At 68.8% G+C, this 13,153-nt stretch carries 15 protein-coding genes; 9 read left to right on the top strand and 6 right to left on the bottom strand.

Annotated features, from left to right (window positions below; genetic code table 11):
- The first annotated feature begins 1 nt into the window (after nt 1).
- The 3 genes from ACFV15_RS13685 to ACFV15_RS13675 are packed head-to-tail and all read left to right on the top strand — an operon-like array spanning nt 2 to nt 1,905.
- Nucleotides 2-631 carry a MarC family protein gene (locus ACFV15_RS13685; RefSeq protein WP_378350557.1) on the top strand — a complete coding sequence of 210 codons (630 nt, stop codon included), beginning with the start codon at nt 2-4 and terminating at the stop codon, nt 629-631.
- Nucleotides 632-674: 43 nt separating this feature from the next.
- Entirely contained in the window at nt 675-1,535 is an 861-nt protein-coding gene (locus ACFV15_RS13680; protein ID WP_378350556.1) for a RecB family exonuclease, read from the top strand.
- A 25-nt stretch (nt 1,536-1,560) separates the two neighbouring features.
- Nucleotides 1,561-1,905 (top strand): hypothetical protein, encoded by a 345-nt coding sequence (locus tag ACFV15_RS13675; RefSeq protein ID WP_378350555.1) that lies wholly within the window; start codon nt 1,561-1,563, stop codon nt 1,903-1,905.
- An 82-nt stretch (nt 1,906-1,987) separates the two neighbouring features.
- Here ACFV15_RS13675 and ACFV15_RS13670 read toward each other — a convergent pair whose 3' ends face one another.
- The 3 genes from ACFV15_RS13670 to ACFV15_RS13660 form a co-directional block, all read right to left on the bottom strand.
- On the bottom strand, nt 1,988-2,800 hold the full coding sequence (locus ACFV15_RS13670) for an alpha/beta fold hydrolase (RefSeq protein WP_378350554.1): 813 nt from the start codon (nt 2,798-2,800) through the stop codon (nt 1,988-1,990).
- The gene (locus tag ACFV15_RS13665) at nt 2,800-4,086 is read right to left on the bottom strand and encodes a hypothetical protein (protein WP_378350669.1); all 1,287 of its coding nucleotides are present in this window, start codon (nt 4,084-4,086) and stop codon (nt 2,800-2,802) included. The genes ACFV15_RS13670 and ACFV15_RS13665 overlap by 1 nt, the downstream gene beginning before the upstream one ends.
- A gap of 166 nt (nt 4,087-4,252) precedes the next feature.
- Nucleotides 4,253-5,905 carry a DEAD/DEAH box helicase gene (locus ACFV15_RS13660; protein ID WP_378350552.1) on the bottom strand — a complete coding sequence of 551 codons (1,653 nt, stop codon included), beginning with the start codon at nt 5,903-5,905 and terminating at the stop codon, nt 4,253-4,255.
- 359 nt (nt 5,906-6,264) lie between these two features.
- Between ACFV15_RS13660 and ACFV15_RS13655 the strand changes: the two genes are divergently transcribed.
- The 3 genes from ACFV15_RS13655 to ACFV15_RS13645 all read left to right on the top strand — a co-directional run bounded on the left by ACFV15_RS13655 (nt 6,265) and on the right by ACFV15_RS13645 (nt 8,575).
- Nucleotides 6,265-6,918: a ferritin-like fold-containing protein gene (locus tag ACFV15_RS13655; RefSeq protein WP_378350551.1), complete on the top strand. Its 654-nt coding sequence runs from the start codon at nt 6,265-6,267 to the stop codon at nt 6,916-6,918.
- 40 nt (nt 6,919-6,958) lie between these two features.
- Nucleotides 6,959-7,189, top strand: coding sequence for a DUF3107 domain-containing protein (locus ACFV15_RS13650; RefSeq protein ID WP_370946844.1), 231 nt, complete (start codon nt 6,959-6,961; stop codon nt 7,187-7,189).
- A 111-nt stretch (nt 7,190-7,300) separates the two neighbouring features.
- Nucleotides 7,301-8,575, top strand: a complete 1,275-nt coding sequence (locus ACFV15_RS13645; RefSeq protein WP_378350550.1) for a heparan-alpha-glucosaminide N-acetyltransferase domain-containing protein — start codon at nt 7,301-7,303, stop codon at nt 8,573-8,575.
- Here ACFV15_RS13645 and ACFV15_RS13640 read toward each other — a convergent pair.
- On the bottom strand, nt 8,540-9,112 hold the full coding sequence (locus ACFV15_RS13640; RefSeq protein WP_378350549.1) for a TetR/AcrR family transcriptional regulator: 573 nt from the start codon (nt 9,110-9,112) through the stop codon (nt 8,540-8,542). The two genes, ACFV15_RS13645 and ACFV15_RS13640, sit on opposite strands and share 36 nt — an antisense overlap.
- Nucleotides 9,113-9,201: 89 nt before the next feature.
- Between ACFV15_RS13640 and ACFV15_RS13635 the strand changes: the two genes are divergently transcribed.
- Nucleotides 9,202-9,903 carry an SDR family oxidoreductase gene (locus ACFV15_RS13635; protein WP_378350547.1) on the top strand — a complete coding sequence of 234 codons (702 nt, stop codon included), beginning with the start codon at nt 9,202-9,204 and terminating at the stop codon, nt 9,901-9,903.
- 68 nt (nt 9,904-9,971) lie between these two features.
- On the opposite strand, the gene ACFV15_RS13630 is transcribed toward ACFV15_RS13635, so the two are convergent.
- Nucleotides 9,972-10,292, bottom strand: a complete 321-nt coding sequence (locus ACFV15_RS13630; protein ID WP_378350546.1) for a DUF4873 domain-containing protein — start codon at nt 10,290-10,292, stop codon at nt 9,972-9,974.
- Nucleotides 10,289-11,050 (bottom strand): TetR/AcrR family transcriptional regulator, encoded by a 762-nt coding sequence (locus tag ACFV15_RS13625; RefSeq protein WP_378350545.1) that lies wholly within the window; start codon nt 11,048-11,050, stop codon nt 10,289-10,291. The genes ACFV15_RS13630 and ACFV15_RS13625 overlap by 4 nt, the downstream gene beginning before the upstream one ends.
- Nucleotides 11,051-11,103: 53 nt before the next feature.
- On the opposite strand from ACFV15_RS13625, the gene ACFV15_RS13620 reads away from it, so the two are divergent.
- Both ACFV15_RS13620 and ACFV15_RS13615 read left to right on the top strand, forming a co-directional pair.
- The gene (locus ACFV15_RS13620) at nt 11,104-12,003 is read left to right on the top strand and encodes a diiron oxygenase (RefSeq protein ID WP_378350543.1); all 900 of its coding nucleotides are present in this window, start codon (nt 11,104-11,106) and stop codon (nt 12,001-12,003) included.
- Nucleotides 12,000-12,923 (top strand): alpha/beta fold hydrolase, encoded by a 924-nt coding sequence (locus ACFV15_RS13615; protein ID WP_378350542.1) that lies wholly within the window; start codon nt 12,000-12,002, stop codon nt 12,921-12,923. Before ACFV15_RS13620 ends, ACFV15_RS13615 begins: the two co-directional genes overlap by 4 nt.
- Nucleotides 12,924-13,153 lie beyond the last annotated feature (230 nt).

The raw sequence follows: 13,153 nt of genomic DNA, 5'->3' as shown, positions 1-13,153 counted from the left end.
CATGGCGATCACCGACTTCTTCGACGCGAAGCTGTTCATGAGCGCGACGATCACCCTGATCGTCATCATGGACCCGCCCGGCACGGTGCCGGTGTTCCTCAGTCTCGTCGGCCGCAAGCCGGTCGCGACGCGTGCGCGCGCCGCGCGGCAGGCCGTGCTGGTCTCGCTGCTGGTGATCACGCTGTTCGCGGTGGCGGGGCAGGCGATCCTGTCGTATCTCGGCATCGGCATCCCCGCGCTGCAGGGCGCGGGCGGTCTTCTGTTGCTGCTCATCGCTTTGCAGCTGCTGACCGGGCAGACCGGCGGCGAGTCCGAGTCGGCGGGCGACGACGTGAACGTCGCACTCGTGCCGCTCGGGACGCCGCTGCTGGCCGGTCCTGGTGCGATCGCGGCGACCATCGTGTTCGTGCGGCAGGCGGACGGTCACGCCGGCGCGTATGTGGCGCTGGGCTTGGCGATCCTGGTCGTGCACTTCTTCATTTATCTCTGCATGCGCTATTCCGGCGTGGTGATCAGGCTGATCAAGGAAAGCGGGATCACGCTGGTGGCGAAGATCGCCGGTCTGCTGCTGGCCGCCATCGCGGTCGAGCTGATCGCGAACTCGGTCAAGGGCTTCATCGCAGGGACCTAGGCCCTCTCCGAAAGTGTCGGTGGGTGTGCGTAGCGTTGGCGGCATGGACCAACTCGGGTTCGATTTCGGAGTCGAACAGCCACGCAAACTCGTGAAGGTGACGCCCGCCAAGCTCGGCACCTTCGAGGACTGCCGCCGTCGGTACCGGATGACGTATCTGGACCGCCCGCAGCCGCAGCGCACCGGCGCGTGGGCGCACAGCACGCTGGGCGCCGTGGTGCACAACGCGATGCGCGCGCTGTTCGACCTGCCCGCGGCCAAGCGTTCGCCGCAGCGGGCCGCCGTGCTGGTCACCGAGCAGTGGAAGGACAACGGCTTCGCCGACGCCGAGCAGGCCGCGACGTATCGCGCCCGCGCCAAGGGCTGGGTCACCGAGTACGTCGAGCGCCACGATCTCAGCGAGGACCCGATCGGCGTCGAGCGCTGGGTGTCCGCGCCGGTCAGCGGCAAGCCGGGCGCCCAGCCCACGATGATCGTCGAAGGCAGGGCCGACCGCATCGACCTGCGCGAGGGTGAGCTCGTGATCGTCGACTACAAGACCGGCCGCCGCCCGCCGGATGACGACGACGCCCGCTACTCGCAGGCCCTGGCGCTGTACGCGGTCGCCGCGTCGCGCACCCTGCGCAAGCCATGCCACCAGGTCGAGCTGCACCACCTGCCGTCCGGCACGGTCGCCACCGCCGAGCACAGCACCGAGAGCCTGCAGCGCCAGCTCAAGCGCGCCGAGGAGTCCGCCGAGGACCTGCGCGCGGCGACGGATACCCTGGCAGCCGGTGGCGACGCGGAAGAGCTCTTCCCCGCCCGAACCGGAAAGCACTGCTCATGGTGCGACTTCCGGCCCAGCTGCGCCGCGGGCCAGCAGGCCGCCCCCGCCTCGCAGCCATGGGACCTGCTCGCGCCATGACCGGGCACAAGGAGAGGACGCGCTGGTGACGGAATCCGAAACGGCCACGACGCCGATGCCCTCACCGGAACCCGGCTCCGGCGGCAAGCCGCCCCGGCCCACCGGCCGCTGGTGGCGCGGCCTGAGCGGATCGGTCGCGGCAGGCCTCGTCCTGCTCGCGCTCGGCGTCACCTGCTCGGGCGTCCTCAGCCTCTTCACCGAGATCAACGGCCCCGGCGCGTTCTCCTTGTTCGGCCACCTCATCGCGGCCGGACTCGCCTTGCTGGCCCAGCGCTACGCCGACCGCCACCGCGGCGGACCCGCCGCGGTGGCCGCCTTGTCGGTGCTCGTGATCACCGTGGTCGCGGTGTGGCTCTTCTGGTGGGCCTAGCTCACCCGGTTCGCACGATGCGAACGACGCTTTCGCAACGCTCAACGTTGTGAAAGCGTCGTTCACGTGAACGCGCTTGGGGTTAGCCGAGCTTGAGCCAGGTTCGCCAGAGTGGGATGAGCTGGGCGAGTAGCTCGGCCGGGTTTTCGGTGTTGGGGGAGTGGGCCGCGCCCCGGACCTTGAGGAACGGGACATTCAAGCGGCGCGCCATTTCCTGCTGCTCCGCGACGGACCAGGCGTCGTCGTGCTCGCCGGTGATGACCACGCTCGGGGTCTTGCCTAGCGCGAGCGTCAGTTCGTCGACGAGGTCGGGTTCGGAGCGCAGCCAGTGGCCCATACCGAGCAGGCACGCGGGGTGGGTCGCGAGAAAACGCTTGCGGTAGAAGGCTTTCAGCTCTTCGTCGAGCGCGACCCAGCCGGGGAACCGGGACTGGACCTGGTCGCGGATCGCGTACGCGCCCTCGACGTCGCCGGCGCGGAGCTGGGTTTCGCCCAGTGTCAACGCTTCCAGGCGAGGCAGGCTGGTGAGCGGGCCGGGGCCGGTGTCCATCAACGTCAGGCCGGCCACCTTCGCGCCCGCGAGGATCGCGCCGCGCGCGACCAAGCCGCCATAGGAATGGCCGAGCAGGAACACCGGCTGGTCGAAGCTCGCGATCACCGACGCGACGATCGTGCCGAGTGCCCTCGGGGAGTACGCGGCCTCATCCTCGGGGCCTGGTGACTCGTACTGGCCGGGCAGGTCGATCGCGATGGCCTGGAAACCCGCGGCCGCGAAACCGTCCAGCAAGGGCGTGAAGTCTTCTTTCGAGCCCGTGTAACCGGGCACGAGCAACGCGACGGCGTCACCGGGCGGGGTGCTGAGCTGGGCGATCGGCCCATAGGGACTGGTGAACATCAGCGCAGCGCCGCCAGGGTGTCGCCGCGCTGCTCCAGCAGCACGGGGCCGACGGAAGCCAGCCGCACCGGACCGGTGTAGCCGCGGCGGTCGACGCCGACGGTCCTGATCGTGGACCCGTTGTCCTCATTGAGCACCGCGAGCCCACCCTTGATCGGCACCACGAGCTGACCGGCGAAGGTGATGCCGGGACCGGTCGCGTTTTCCAGTGACCAGCGTGGGGTGAGGTCCTCGGCGGACAGCGCCATGGTCTTGGAACCGGTGAACCAGTAGATCGCGTCCTGCGTGCGCGAGGTGATCATCGCGCCGCCCGGCGGGTCCTGCGCGAGGTCGGAATCGGGGAGCTGCAACGGGTACGCGGAGCGCTGGTTGCCGTCGGCGCCGTAGATGACCAGAAGTTTCTGCTCGGGCAGTGCGACCGCCGTGAAGTCGCCGGTCATCGCGATCACCTTCGCGGACTTGCCCGCCAGCACCGAGCTGAACACGACCTTGGGTGCGTCCGCGTCGTCGCCGGTGTCCTTGAAGACGGTCAACCGGTCGGCCGGGTCGCCGGCGCAGCGCTCGATCACGCCGACCTTGCCGCTGCCCACCGCGGTCGAGCCGTAGGTGCAGCCGGTGCGCGGCTGCCGTTGCGGGTTCACGATGGCCGGTACTTCGCCGTACTCCATGCTCTTGACGAGGTCTTCGCGCCAGACGTTGAGCAGCTTCTTGCCGGTCGTGGTGGTGTGGTTGCCGTCGACCAGCAGCTGGGTGCCGAGCTCGGCGTCGCCGTTGCGCTGCGCGGTGCGGCGCCCGGTGCCGGGGTCGAGCTGGGTGACCTCGCTGCAGCCGGTGTCCTTGCGGTACGCGGCGTTGACGCGCGCGCCTGCCACCGCGACCGTGCACAACGGCAGGTCACGCGCGTAGTGCCAGCGGATCTCGCCGGTCTGCGGGTCGCGGCCGTCGACCTCGCTGCCGTCCGCGGTCACCACCGAGTTGCCCTCGCCGATCGGCACGGGCGTGGCGGAACTGGGCGCCTGCCAGATCTCGGTCAGCGAACCGGGCACCGCCTGCGGTGCTTCGGAGAGCCCGGCCGGTGGCGACGCCATGGTCGAACTCGTCGCCCGGTTGTCACTGGTGAGCCAGTTGACCAGTGCCGCGACCAGCACGGCCACCGCGATGCCCAGCGCGGTCAGCCGGTCCCGCTTGCGGTTCCACGGCGACTTGCGTGCCTTGACCGCGTGCTTGGGCGCCGCGCGCGTCGCTCCCTGGTTGGCGAGTACGTCCTCGATGCCGTAGTCCAGCACCGGCAGGTCATGCCGATGCCTGCCGCCGTCGTTGCCACCGTCAAGGGGCTCGCTCACGCCCACTCCCCGCCCTCAGCTGTCGGCCCGCCAGTACGAGCGCCGCCAGGCCGGGACGGCCTGACGGCGTTCATCTGACAGTGCTCATCTGAAAGAATGAGCATAAAAACTACTCTGTTTCGGGGGCGTTTGCTCCAGCGGCCGACGCTCCGGCGGGACGACGGCGGCGCCGACGGCGCGCGGGACGCTCACCGTTCTCGCCGGTCTCCTTCTCCGCTGCCGGGCCGGACGCCTCGACGGCGGGTCCCGCGGCCGCGCTGCGGGTGCGACGGCGCGTGCGCGTCTTCGCCTCACCGGGCTCGGTGCCGGTCTCGCCTTCGCCGGTCTTCGCGGCGGCGTCGGCCGCCTCGATCGCGGCTGCCGCGTCGGCGCCACCACGGGTGCGCTTGCGCGGGGTGCGGGCACGCTTCCTGGGCGCGGCCTCGGCGTCGGCAGGCGCGGGGCCGGAACGGCCGCCACGGCCACGCTTCTTGCCACCGAAGTCCTCTTCGGCCTCGGCGCCGAGACCCGCGCGGGTGCGCTGGCCCAGCGGCAGGCGGCCGGTGGTGCCCTCGGGGATGCCCAGGTCCTCGAACAGGTGCTTCGACGACGAGTACGTCTCGACCGGCTCCGGCTTGTCGAGGCCGAGCGTGTCCGAGATCATCTTCCAGCGCGGCTCCTCGTCCCAGTCGACGAGTGTGACCGCGACACCGGTCTTGCCGGCGCGGCCGGTCCGGCCGATGCGGTGGACGTAGGTCTTCTCGTCCTCCGGCGTCTGGTAGTTGATCACGTGCGTCACGTCGTCGACGTCGATGCCGCGGGCGGCGACGTCGGTGGCGACCAGCACGTCCACCTTGCCGGAGCGGAACGCGCGCAGCGCCTGCTCACGGGCGCCCTGGCCGAGGTCGCCGTGCACGGCGGCGGCGGCGAAACCGCGCTCGACCAGCTCGTCGGCCACCTTCTGCGCGGTGCGCTTGGTGCGGGTGAAGATCATCGACAGGCCGCGGCCCTCGGCCTGCAGCGCGCGGGCGATCAGCTCGGGCTTGTCCATCGAGTGCGCCCGGTAGACGAACTGGGTGGTGCGCTCGTGGATGGCGCCCGCGTCGTTCTCCTCCGCGCGGATGTGCGTCGGCTGCGTGAGGAAGGTGCGGGCCAGCGTGATGATCGGGCCGGGCATGGTCGCCGAGAACAGCATCGTCTGCCGCTTCTCGGGCACCATCCGCAGGATGCGCTCGATGTCGGGCAGGAAGCCCAGGTCGAGCATCTCGTCGGCCTCGTCGAGGACCAGGCCGCGGATCTTGCCGAGCACCAGGTGCTGCTGCTCGGCCAGGTCGAGCAGACGGCCGGGGGTGCCGATCACGACGTCGACGCCCTTGCGCAGCGCCTCGATCTGCGACTCGTACGGGCGGCCGCCGTAGATGGCGAGCGTGCGGATGCCCAGGTGCTTGCTCGCGCCCTTGAGGTCGTTGGCGACCTGGACGCAGAGCTCACGGGTGGGAACGACGACCAGCACCTGCGGGGTGCCGTCGCCGGGGGTCTCGACGCGGTGCAGCAGCGGGACGCCGAAACCGAGCGTCTTGCCCATGCCGGTGCGTGCCTGGCCGATGAGGTCGTCGCCCGCCATGGCCAGGGGCAATGTCAGCGCCTGGATGGCGAAGGTGCGTTCGATGCCCGCCTCGGCGAGCGCCTTGACGATCTCCGGCTTGACGCCGAAGGACTCGAAGGTGGGAGCTTCGGGCTCGACGGGCGCACCGGCTTGCAGCGGGTGCGAGGTGTCAAGCATGGCCGGTCCGTTTTCGCTGTGTTCGAGCGCCACGGGGTCGGTTGATTGTGCGGTCAGGGTGATCAGCCTCTCTCATGCCAGCGCGCACTGCCTGGTCACTACTCGACACTCGACCGCACCGAAATGTGGTTCGCGGGAATGCCTTATCGAGGCGTGCACGCACATTGTCTCCGCAGCTCACGACGGCTTTTCGAAGGTCGCGGCCCGGCTACGAGGTGTGTAGGAGCCTGGCCGTCGAGGAGCGGGTACTTTAGTCAAATACCCACGCAGTGTACCTGGTCAGGCCTTTTGCGACAGTCATAGGCGCGCCGAACCTCGAGTGGGATCCATCTCTGGCCACGCCCGATACCCTCTCGGACGTGACCGAGGCACGAGAAATCAACGAAGGCGTCGTCGACCTGCTCGGCGTGCTGGCGTATGGCGAGCTTTCCGCGTTCGACCGGATGGCCGAGGACGCGCGCACCGCGCCCGATCTGTCCGGACGGGCCGCGCTGGCGTCGATGGCGGCGGCCGAAATCGGGCACTACGACCTGCTGAAGAAGCATTTGGCCGGCTACGGCGTCTCCATCGAGAGCGCGATGGAGCCGTTCATCAACCACATCGACCATTTCCACCAGTCGACGGCACCCAACTCGTGGCTCGAGTCGCTGGTCAAGGCCTACGTCGGCGACGGGCTCGCCGCCGACCTCTACCGCGAGATCGCGCACTGGCTCGACCCCGACACCAAGGACCTGGTGCTCAGCGTGCTCGCCGACACCGGGCATTCCGCGTTCGCCGAGCGCGAAGTCGCCGCGGGCATCGAGGCGGACAGGCGTGAGCGCGACAAGCTGGCGCTCTGGGGCAGGCGGCTGCTGGGCGAGGCGCTGACCCAGGCCCAGTACGTGGTGGCCGAGCGCGACGGGCTCGCCGAGCTGATCATCTCGGGATCCGGTGATCTGGCGGGAATCGCGGGGCTGTTCCGGCGGTTGCAGCAGGGACACACCAAGCGGATGCAGGTGCTCGGACTCGGCTAGCCTGGTCCTGCTACGCCACTCGAAAATGCGGAGGTCGCACGTGGAGGTCAAGATCGGCATCAAGGAGACTCCGCGAGAGCTCGTGGTCTCCAGCAGCCAGTCTCCCGACGAGGTCGAGAAGCTGGTCGCCGACGCGCTGAAGTCCAGCGACGGGATCTTCCGTATCGATGACGAGAAGGGCCGGAAGTACATCGTGCCCGCCGAGCGCATCGCTTACATCGAGATCGCGCCCTCGGACGTCCGCAAGGTCGGTTTCGCCGTAGGTTCCTGACCTGCGCTGACGTAAATCACAGCTCGGACACCGGGCAGATTCAGGTCTCTCTCAGTTTCACCCACCACCCTTTCGGGGAATGGTTTTCAGTGGAGCTGACCGAGAGACGAGGTGGACGACGTAACCGTCTTGGCCGATCGCGCGACGGGCGTGCACGACACGCCCGTCGCCCCGGTTCCCCAGAAGACAGTCCGGCTGACCGGAATCGATGTCGCGCGCGGCCTGGCCGTGCTCGGCATGTACGCCGTGCACGTCGGGCCTGATCCGGCCGCAGGCGGTTACGCGAGTTTCTTCCGGGTGTTCGAAGGCCATTCGGCCGCGTTGTTCGCGGTGCTGGCCGGTGTGTCGATCTCGCTGATGTCGGGCGGGCGCAGACCGAAGACCGGCCGGGCGAGAACCACCGTCATGCTGCGGCTCGGCACGCGCGCCCCGCTGCTGGTCGCTCTCGGGCTTTGGCTGACGAACCTCGACACCGGCTATCTGGTCATCCTCGCCTACTACGGCGTCTGCTTCCTCTTCGCGATCCCCTGGCTGCGTTTCGGCGTGAAAGTGCTGGCCGGCATGGCCGTCGTGGCGGCCGCGGTCTTCCCGTTCATCTCGTTCCTGATCCGGGCGCAGATCGAGCCGCGCGGGCTCACCTTCCTGCCGCCGGATCTCACACTCGAAGACTTCGGCTCGTCGCCCGCCTTCCTGCGCGGGGCGGTCATCCTGGTCATCACCGGGACCTTTCCCGCACTGAACCTGATGACCTACATCTTCGCGGGGATGGCGCTGGGCCGGTTGGACCTCGGATCGACGCGAGTGTGCCGCCGCCTCTTCTTCGGCGGTGCCGCGCTCGCCGGGCTCGGGTATTTCGTCTCGTGGATCGCGACCGACCTGCTGGGCGGGATGAACGCGATCTACCGCTCGCTCGGCGCCGAAGCCGCGCACTATGGCATGTCACCGGAGCAGCTGTTCTCGCTCAACCAGACCTGGATCCACGGCACCCCGCCGACCACGACGCTCGCGTGGGAGCTGCTGCCGACCGGCGCCTCGTACACGCCGTTCGACTTCGTCATCTCGATCGGGATCGCGGCCGCGGTGATCGGCGGCTGCCAGCTGGTCGCCGCCCGGTTCACCCGCGCCGTCCGGCCGCTGGCCGATCTCGGTGGCCGCGTGCTGAGCGCGTACGTCCTGCACTTCGTCGCGATCGCGCTGCTGTGGCACGAAGGCGAGGAGGGCGTCTACAGCCTGGCGCACTTCCTCGAGTTCTCGGCGGTGGCGATCCTCGCCGCGATGGCCTGGCGCAAGTGGATCGGCCGCGGCCCGCTCGAATGGGCGCTGCACCACCTGTCGAACTGGCCGAAGTACCTACTGCCCGCCCCCGAGCCAGCCAGACGCGGTTAACACCGCCTTCGCCGTCTCCTTCGCCAGCCCGCGCAACGGTTCCGCGCGGACGACCACGCGCGCGCCCGCGCCGTCGAACACCATGGTCAGCTGGATCGCGAGCAGCTCGGGATCGGCGACGCCCGCCTGCTCGGCCTCATGGCGGAAGAAGTCGGTGAGGCTCTGCTTGTGGCGCCGCGCGACGACGCTCGCCGGGTGTTCGGGGTCCTTGAGCTCGAAAGCCGTGCTGACGAACGGGCAGCCGCGGTAGCCGTCCGTCGCCGACGCCTCGTCGAGCTGCTCGAAGACGTAAAGGACGCGGTCGTAGTGCGAACGGCCGTCGCCGTCCGGTGGCAGCAGTTTGGCCTCGTAGTCGCCCGCGATGCGGTCGAGGCTCGCCGCCATCACCGCGTCCTTGGTGTCGAACAGCTGGTACATCGACCGCTTCGACACGCCGGCCGCCTTGCACAACGCGTCGATCCCGATGTGCACGCCATCCCGGTAGAAGAACTCCGCGGCGGTGTCGAGCAGCCGTTCGCGGGTCGGTGCCTTGGTCATGACCCGAGCATACGGCGAAACCTTGCGCTTGGAAACAGATCGGTTTACCTTGGAGGAAACCGATCTGTTTCCTAGTTGAGGAGAAGCTCATGACCGCGATCCAGGGCGCCACCGTATTGGTCACCGGCGGCGGCCGAGGGCTGGGGAAAGCGCTGGTAGACGACTTGCTGGCCCGAGGAGCGAAGAAGGTCTACGCCACCGCGCGCTCGCCGAAGCCGAGCAGCGATCCGCGCGTCGTGCCACTCGTGCTGGAGGTCACGGATCCCGCTTCGGTGGCCGCGGCGGCCGAGCTGGCCCAGGACGTGACCGTGCTGGTGAACAACGCGGGCGTGTCGACTTCGGCGTCGTTCCTCGACGGCCCGGTGGAGGACGTGCGCGCCGAGTTCGAGACCAACTTCTACGGCCCGCTGCACCTGGTCCGCGCGTTCGCGCCGATCATCGAGCGCAACGGCGGCGGGCACGTGCTCAACGTGCACTCGGTGCTGTCGTGGGTCGGGCTGACCGACGGCTACAGCGCGTCGAAAGCCGCGGTGTGGTCGCTGTCGAACTCGCTGCGGCTGCACTTGAAGCCGAAGGGAATCGGGGTGACCGGCCTGCACGTCGGGTACATCGACACCGACATGGCCGCGCACATCGACGCGCCGAAGAGCTCGCCGGAGTCGGTCGCCAAGCAGGCCTTGGACGGCATCGAATCCGGTGCCCACGAAGTGCTCGCCGACGACCTGACGCGCCAGGTCAAGGCGGGCCTGTCCCAGGACGTCTCGGTGCTTTACCCGCAGCTCGCGAGCTGATGCCGCCGGGGGTCGTGAGTGATGCGGCCGGTTCTAACCGGCGATACCACTCACGACCCCTGTGGGGCCTAGGCGTCTTCGAGCTCGGCCAGCGAGGTCGGGACGTGGAACGGCGGGGTGCTCGTGCCCATGATGCGGTAGCGGCCCCACGGGTCGGGGTCCGAGATCTCGCCGGACGCCGAGCCTTCCGGGATCCGGATCTCGGCGGCCTTCTTCTTGCCGCCGGCGATCTCGGCGATGCGGTCGTCGGCCTTGATGCGGCCGTACCAGCGGTAGAAGCCGTCGATCGGCTGGAAATGGCCGCGCAGGTCGACTTCCACCGCGTACTCGGTGCCGTCGAGCACCAGCACCGCCTCGCCGCGATAGCCGTCTTCGTCGTGCTCGGTCACTGGGCCTCCTTGGCTTTGCTCATCTGGATGACCTTGTTCTCCTCGAGCGGCAGGTTCGGATCGATCACGATGCCCTGCTGCCGGGTGAGCCCGTCGATGGCGGCCCAAATGATCTGCGTGAGGTACTCGACCACGCTGTCGCGGCCCATCGATCGCCGGTCCAGCCACCATTCCCCGGTGTTCTGGACCATTCCGACGATTCCGTGCGCCCACGGCTCGGCTGCGCCGGAGTCCATGTTGAACATGCGCATGTAGTCGCCGAGCAGTGCGGTCAGCGCCGTCGCGATGACCTCTTTGTCCTCGGCGACGATGTCCGAATCGACCGGCTTGTCCAGGAACGAACCACGCGCGAGCAGGCGGTACAGGTTCGGGTGCTCCTCGATCACGGTGAAGAACGCGTCGAGCGCCATCCGGATGCGGGGCACCGGCGCGAGTTCGGCGTTGATGGCCGGGATCAGGCGCTGGAACAGGATCTCCGTGCCGCGCTGGCCGAGTGCGACGTACAGGTCGGCTTTGTCGTCGAAATGCCTATACAGCACGGGTTTCGTGACGCCCGCTTCGGCGGCGACGTCCTCCATGCCCAGCTCGGGGCCGTGCTTGTCGAGCGCGCGCAGTGCCGCCTCCACGAACTCCGCGCGGCGCGCGATGCGGTGCTTGCGCCAGCGGTCGCGGCGGGCGTCGCCGGTGTCTTCGTCGCCCGCGGGGCGCTTGCTGGCCTGCTTGCTGGTGCGCTTGACACGTTCGATCACGGAAGTCATGCTACCAGAGGTAACTGTTACCTCAAGTTACATGCAATTGGGAGGACGACGCGATGACGCGGACGCTCAGGGAACCCGACCGGGAGAAGACCGCCGAACGGCTGCTCAAGTCGTCGGCGACCAAGTTCTACGACCCCGATGTCGACCTCGACTGGGCCGCGCCGCTCGTCGAGGGCAAGCGCTTCATCCCGGAACACCGGTCCTCGCTTTACGGCACCGAGCTGTGGGAGAAGCTCACCCCGGAGCAGCGCATCGAGCTCGGCAAGCACGAGGTCGCGAGTGTCGCGACCACCGGGCTGTGGTTCGAGATCCTGCTGATGCAGATGCTGCTCAAGGAGGTCTACGAGCAGGACCCGACGAGCGCGCACGCGCAGTACGCGCTGACCGAGGTCGCCGACGAGTGCCGTCACTCGACCATGTTCGCGCGGATGGCCGCGCGCATCGGCTGTCCCGCGTACGGCCCGGTTCCGTGGCTGCGCAGGCTCGCCAAGCTCATGCCGACCATCAGTTACGGCCCCGCCCGCTACGGCGCGATCCTGGTCGCCGAAGAGGTCTTGGACCGTTTGCAGCGCGAGCAGATGAACGACCCGGACATCCAGCCGCTGGTGCGGATGGTGAACCGGATCCACGTGCTCGAAGAGGCGCGGCACGTCACCTTCGCGCGCGAAGAGGTCACCCGCGGGATGGCGAAGCTGTCCAAGAAGGAGATCGTCTACCAGCAGTTCATCATCGCGCTGATCTCGTACTTCGTGACACGGGCGTTCATCAACCCCGGCGTCTACAAGGCCGTCGGCATCAGGCCGCGCGACGGCGTCGAGGCCGCGCTGAACAACGAGCACTGGCAGGAGACCATCCACTGGGCAGGCGGCAAGATCATGCCGTTCCTGCAGGAGTCCGGTCTCGTCGGCAAGCCGGGAATGTACTTCTGGCGCAAGTCCTTCCTCCTCCGATGACCACGGTCGAGACGCGCCGGAACCCGGCAGGCGCGCATCGCTTCGTCACCGCGGACGGCACCGCGCTGCACGTCAGGACGTCCGGCCCGCTGGACTCCGCGCTGACATTGGTGCTCGTCCATGGCTGGACCCAGGATCACCGGACCTGGGATTCGGTCGTCGAGCGACTGGACCCGTCGGTGCGCGTGCTGCGCTACGACCTGCGCGGCCACGGCGGCTCGGCGCCGGCCTCGCCGGACACCGCGACGATCCCGCAGCTCGCCGACGACCTCGCCGAGCTGATCGCGGCCCGCACGGACGGCCCGGTCGTGCTGGCCGGGCACTCCATGGGCGGCATGACGATCATGGAACTGGCCGAACGGCACCAGGAGCTCGTTTCGAAACGTGTCGCGGGCGTGGCGTTCGTGGCGACTTCGTCAGGCCAGATGGACCGCATCACGCTCGGCCTTCCCGGCGTGGCCGGTCGCGGAGCCGCCCGTTTCGAGCGGCGGCTGGCGAAGCTGCTTTCACGGCGTCGCGCGGAAGCGCTGCCGTTGCCGCCGTCGATGGTCCGGCCGGGCGCCCGGCTGCTGGTGTTCGGCGACCATCCGCGCCGCGAGGACGTCCACTCGGTCGCGGAGCAGCTGCTCTGCGCGCACCCTGCGAGCGTAGGGGGCTTTCAGGATGCGATCTCCCGGCACGACCGCCGCGTCGCGCTGGCCGTGCTGCGGCACGTCCCGGCGGTCGTGCTGGCGGGGGAGAAGGACCGGCTCTGCCCGGTCGAGCACGCTCGGGTGATCGCCGATGAGCTGCCGCAGGCCGGCTTCGCGCTGTACCCGGGCGCCGGTCACATGCTCCCGCAAGAGCGTGCGGACGAGGTCGCCGCTCGCCTCGGCGCGCTGACCCGCGCGTGTGCCGGGCCGCGCCGGGCCTCAGCCTGAGTGGGACTGGGGCAGGTCGGGTGAAGGAATGAACGCATCGTTCACAACGCTGAGCGACGCATAAGCGCCGGTCATTCCGTCCAGAGCCTGCAAGAATGCGGGCAAATGCGACAACTTAGGGCAAAAGTCAGCGAACTGTGTCCTTGCATCGGCTGACCGTGCACGGCAGGCCCCGGCGATACGTGAAACCCGAGTTTGGGCCATTCAATGGCCCAAACTCGGGTTTCACG

The organism is Amycolatopsis sp. NPDC059657 (assembly GCF_042734395.1).
Lineage (GTDB): Bacteria > Actinomycetota > Actinomycetes > Mycobacteriales > Pseudonocardiaceae > Amycolatopsis.
This window is presented reverse-complemented; position numbering and strand designations above follow the sequence as displayed.

Excerpts from the sequence above, each read along its gene's own strand:
- ACFV15_RS13685 (WP_378350557.1), top strand. The coding sequence starts at position 2 with ATGGCGATCACCGACTTCTTCGACGCGAAGCTGTTCATGAGCGCGACG.
- ACFV15_RS13680 (WP_378350556.1), top strand. The coding sequence starts at position 675 with ATGGACCAACTCGGGTTCGATTTCGGAGTCGAACAGCCACGCAAACTC.
- ACFV15_RS13670 (WP_378350554.1), bottom strand. The coding sequence starts at position 2,800 with ATGTTCACCAGTCCCTATGGGCCGATCGCCCAGCTCAGCACCCCGCCC.
- ACFV15_RS13660 (WP_378350552.1), bottom strand. The coding sequence starts at position 5,905 with ATGCTTGACACCTCGCACCCGCTGCAAGCCGGTGCGCCCGTCGAGCCC.
- ACFV15_RS13640 (WP_378350549.1), bottom strand. The coding sequence starts at position 9,112 with ATGACCAAGGCACCGACCCGCGAACGGCTGCTCGACACCGCCGCGGAG.
- ACFV15_RS13635 (WP_378350547.1), top strand. The coding sequence starts at position 9,202 with ATGACCGCGATCCAGGGCGCCACCGTATTGGTCACCGGCGGCGGCCGA.
- ACFV15_RS13625 (WP_378350545.1), bottom strand. The coding sequence starts at position 11,050 with ATGACTTCCGTGATCGAACGTGTCAAGCGCACCAGCAAGCAGGCCAGC.
- ACFV15_RS13620 (WP_378350543.1), top strand. The coding sequence starts at position 11,104 with ATGACGCGGACGCTCAGGGAACCCGACCGGGAGAAGACCGCCGAACGG.
- ACFV15_RS13615 (WP_378350542.1), top strand. The coding sequence starts at position 12,000 with ATGACCACGGTCGAGACGCGCCGGAACCCGGCAGGCGCGCATCGCTTC.